Source organism: Mycobacterium sp., from assembly GCF_049802695.1.
Lineage (GTDB): Bacteria > Actinomycetota > Actinomycetes > Mycobacteriales > Mycobacteriaceae > Mycobacterium.
The window spans coordinates 1-4,068 of sequence record NZ_JBARMY010000058.1; the positions used below are offsets into that span (position 1 = coordinate 1).

Consider the following 4,068-nt stretch of genomic DNA (forward strand, 5'->3'; position numbering starts at 1 on the left):
GTTCCAGCTCAGCCAGCAGCGATTGATACGGACCGACACCCCGCCAGCCGTCGGGGATGTTGTCCGACAGCGAGGCGATCGCTACCGGGTCAACGGAGTCGGGAACCGGAATAAGCATCGCGTCGGCGTAGGGCACTAGCACGAGGTCAGACATGAATCCGCCGCCGTCCAGCCCGGCGATCGGTGCCATCCCGTACGTCGCCATCCGTGGCACCGCCGCACACGACCCGGTCACACCGCGGCGGCATTCCCGGCAGTGGCCGCAGTTGATCTGAAACGGCACGACGACCCGGCCGCCGACTTGCACCTTGCTGACGTCGTCGCCGACTGCGACCACTTCGGCAAGCCCCTCGTGGCCTACCGCATGTCCCGGTGGAATCGGCCACCGGCCTTGAGCCACAGCGACATCGAGGTCACAGCAGGCGACGAGCAACGGGCGCACCAGCGCCTGCCCGGGCGACGAAATTACGGGTTCGGGCGCTTCTTGCCAGGCGTACTTTCCGACGCTTTCGAACATCAACTGGCGCATGACTCCTCGTATCCTCGAGCGATCGTCCCGCTGGCTCCGGTGTACACGGCGAAGGCGCCAAGATCCGGATCAGCTGAGGCTGCTGCGGGTAGTGCCCGCCGACGGATTGGCGGCCCGTGACGGCGAGCAGGCGCAGGTTCTCCGTCGCCGAGGACCCGGCAGGCGGTGTGAGTATTACCAGCTGCTGGCCGTCTGTGGTCGCCAGCACTTCGCAGTCCAGCGTGATGGGACCCACGCGGGTGAGGAAGGTTTTGCGCTGCAGGCGCCGTACCGCCACCTCGTGACGTGCCCACAACTCGCTGAATTCCGGGCTGTGCTCCAACAAGTTGTCGACGAGTTCACCCATGTCGGCATCGTTGCGCCGGCGGGCCCACGCCGCCCGCAGATCGGCGACCCGGCTACGGCTGTGTCCGTCGTGTTCGTTTTGCGGAATGGCGTCGCGGGAGCGGGGGTCGGTGAACCAACGCCAGCACATGCTCGACTGAAGTCCCGTCTCGCCGGTGGTCACGTCGCCCATCAGGAGCTTGGCCAGGTGGTTCTGCGCGAGCAGGACTTCGGTGTCCGAGCAGACGAAGGCAGCCGCGTCGCTCATCTGGTCGAGAAGAAACATCAGAGCGGGCCGCACGTGCAGTGAGCGCCTGGTGCGGTCCGGGACGGCGTGGCCGGCCAGTCGGTAGAGGTGGTCGGTCTCATCGTCGGTCAGGCGAAGTGCGCGGGCGAGTGCGCGCACCATCTGCGGTGAAGGCTCTGTGCTGTGGACCTGCTCCAGTCGGCTGTAGTAGTCGACCGACATCCCGGTGAGCTGAGCCACTTCTTCGCGGCGCAGGCCTGTGGTGCGTCGGCGGACGCCGGGTGACAGTCCTACGTCGGCGGGACTGAGCGCCTCGCGGCGGCGGCGCAGGAAGTCAGCCAGCGCGTCACGATCCATCCGCCCATTGTCATGCCGGCAGCTGCGCCCAGCCAGGGACTGCGAATCCCCGGCTGAACGCGTCCTGGTTACGCGGTGTGGTTCGACGGAGACTGGCCTCATGCAGCAGCATCGGATTCTCGGCCGAACCGGTATCACTGTCAGCCCTTACGCGCTGGGCGCCATGATGTTCGGCGCGATCGGCAACCGTGACCACGAAGGCTGCGTCCGCATCATCCATCGGGCACTGGATGCCGGGATCAACATCATCGACACCGCCCCCGCGTATGCCGACGGCGAGTCCGAAGAGATCGTGGGGAAGGCGATCAAGGGTCGACGTGACCGCGTGATCGTGGCGACCAAAGTCCATCTGGTCATGGGCAGCGGGCCTGTTCAGCGCGGCAATTCGAGGCTGTGGATCACGGCGTCGGTCGATAATTCATTGCGACGCTTGCAGACCGATTACATCGATCTCTATCAAATTCACCGGCCGGACCCGCACACGGACATCGAGGAGACGCTGTCTGCATTCTCGGACCTGGTCCGCGCCGGTAAGGTCGCGCTATCGGTTCGTCGGCGATGCCGGCGTCGGACATGGTCGAAGCCCAGTGGGCCGCTGAACGGCGTGGCCTGGAACGGTTTCGTAGCGAGCAACCGACGTACTCGATTCTCAATCGCGGCATCGAGGCTGAGGTGCTGCCTGTGGCGCAGCGCTTCGGGATGGGCACATTGGTGTGGAGTCCGCTCGCGCAGGGGCTGCTCACTGGCCGCGTTCGTAAGGGGCAGCAGACAGACCTGCGCGCGCCGCGCTTTTCAAGCATCTCAGTGACGAGCGCCGGCTCGACGCTGTCGACCTGATTGCACTGGCCGACGAAGCCGGACGGCCACTGCGGTACCTTGCCATCGCGTTCGCCATCACGCACCCCGCTGTGAGCAGCGCCATCATCGGCCCTCGCACCATGGATCACCTCGAGGACCTGCTCACCGGAGCCGACGTGACGCTCACCGACGACATCCTCGATCAGATAGACGGCATCGTCGCTCCCGGCACCGACGTCGGTTCGCTCGACATGGCCTACCGACCCCCTGCTCTGCTGCAGGCCGCCCTGCGTCGCCGGCCGACAAACTCCACAGCTGCCTGAGCCCGACCGGTCACCGGCTGCCAGACGGAAAGTCAGTCGGGGAGTTCGGTCGGGGCCGGCCCTTCGAGCGGGGGTGTGGCGAACCCGGGGTCCTCCGGTGGTAATTCAAGATTTTCATCCCCCGCTTGACCGGTTTCCTGCGCCGCGCGCCGCAAGTTGTCACCAGTGTTTTCAACACCATCGTCGGGCGTCGACATCGCCGTCTCCTCTGCTTTCTGCACCGTCGCCTGCGTCGGCCCGGCAGGGACGGCTACCCGGTACCCACCGTCACTAACCGGACTGACAACACCGATTCGGCCGTCGCCGTGCGCGGCTACGCCGGTTGGCTCACAAGATCGTCGAGCGTCAGGATCGGCCTTGCTGACTTGGCCACCATCTTCGTGGGTGCGCATCGGCCTTCCCAATTGTTTAGAGCGGCCGCAATTCTCTCTCGCCGGCAGCGGCATAACGGCACAGTACGGTCCGTCCGGCACCACCCTGCTCGAATTCGCCGAAGCCTGTGCCGTTCCAGTGCGGTGGTCATGCCGCACCGGCGTGTGCCACAACTGCGAGACGGCACTCATCTCAGGCACCGTTGCATACGACCTTGAACCACTGGAACCCGCAGCGCCGGGCAACATCCTGCTGTGCTGCAGTCACCCCGCCGAACCTGTTGTCGTCGATCTCTGAGGGCCGCTCGCCGCTCCGCACGCGGGAGCGCCGATACCACTCCCTTTACCGAAGTGCAGGGCCAGCGTATCGTTCCCGCTTGCCAGCACCCGCCGTGTATCAATAAATCCGGCGTGCGATGACGTCGAAATCGTCCCTCCGTCTGGCCGTCAGGGACCTGCCGCGCACGAGCAAGCCAGCCGGGCACTAGCAGGGTCGGAGGAAAGGCCGTTGAGTCGGGTTGCGGTGATCACCGGAGGCAGCCGTGGAATCGGTGCGGCCACCGCCTCAGTCCTTGCGGAACGCGGGTTTCGGGTCGTCGTCAATTACCGCTCGAGCGCCAAGGAAGCAGACGAAGTGGTCCGCGCCATAACCACGGCGGGCGGTGAAGCAGTCGCGATCCGGGCAGATGTCACCGCGCCCGACGATGTCCACGCACTGGTCGCCGAAACGCAGCGCCGGTGGGGCCGGCTCGATGTGCTCGTGCACAATGCCCTGATCCCTTATGAGGTAACGTCTTTCGCTGACCTGACCTGGGAGCAGCTTGGCGGCAAGCTGGACCGAGAAATGCACGCCGCCTTCCTGGTCACCAAAGCTGTTGTGCCGGGCATGATCTCACAGCGCTATGGCCGATTGATATTCCTCAGCACTATTCTGTCCCGCCAGCCTCGTGAAGGCATGATCACCCTGGGGACCGCGAAGGCGGCGCTGGACCAATTCGTCAGGTTCGTCGCGCTCGAGCTGGCGCCGCAGGGGATCACCGCCAACCTGGTTGCACCCGCCACGGTGGCTCAGACGACGGCCAACAAGCTGCTGGCGTCCGGAGAGGTGCGTCAGCTCGG

5 protein-coding genes and 2 pseudogenes are annotated in these 4,068 nt (G+C 65.5%); 4 read left to right on the forward strand and 3 right to left on the reverse strand.

What is annotated here, in order from left to right:
- Window positions 1-442, reverse strand: a 442-nt coding sequence (locus tag WA317_RS02230) for an alcohol dehydrogenase catalytic domain-containing protein (protein WP_425171487.1), incomplete at its 3' end; no start/stop codon positions are given.
- Window positions 443-626: 184 nt separating this feature from the next.
- Window positions 627-1,457: pseudogene (locus tag WA317_RS02235) on the reverse strand (helix-turn-helix transcriptional regulator); the annotation flags it as partial.
- A 166-nt stretch (window positions 1,458-1,623) separates the two neighbouring features.
- Here WA317_RS02235 and WA317_RS02240 point away from each other — a divergent pair.
- A pseudogene (locus WA317_RS02240) lies at window positions 1,624-2,294 on the forward strand (aldo/keto reductase).
- Window positions 2,295-2,338: 44 nt separating this feature from the next.
- Window positions 2,339-2,578 (forward strand): hypothetical protein, encoded by a 240-nt coding sequence (locus WA317_RS02245; RefSeq protein ID WP_425171491.1) that lies wholly within the window; start codon window positions 2,339-2,341, stop codon window positions 2,576-2,578.
- 32 nt (window positions 2,579-2,610) lie between these two features.
- On the opposite strand, the gene WA317_RS02250 is transcribed toward WA317_RS02245, so the two are convergent.
- The gene (locus WA317_RS02250; RefSeq protein ID WP_425171488.1) at window positions 2,611-2,775 is read right to left on the reverse strand and encodes a hypothetical protein; all 165 of its coding nucleotides are present in this window, start codon (window positions 2,773-2,775) and stop codon (window positions 2,611-2,613) included.
- A 187-nt stretch (window positions 2,776-2,962) separates the two neighbouring features.
- Between WA317_RS02250 and WA317_RS02255 the strand changes: the two genes are divergently transcribed.
- Together WA317_RS02255 and WA317_RS02260 are read left to right on the forward strand one after the other, a co-directional pair.
- Window positions 2,963-3,247 (forward strand): 2Fe-2S iron-sulfur cluster-binding protein, encoded by a 285-nt coding sequence (locus tag WA317_RS02255; protein WP_425171489.1) that lies wholly within the window; start codon window positions 2,963-2,965, stop codon window positions 3,245-3,247.
- Between the two features lie 210 nt (window positions 3,248-3,457).
- On the forward strand, window positions 3,458-4,068 hold a 611-nt coding region (locus WA317_RS02260; protein WP_425171490.1), incomplete at its 3' end, for an SDR family NAD(P)-dependent oxidoreductase.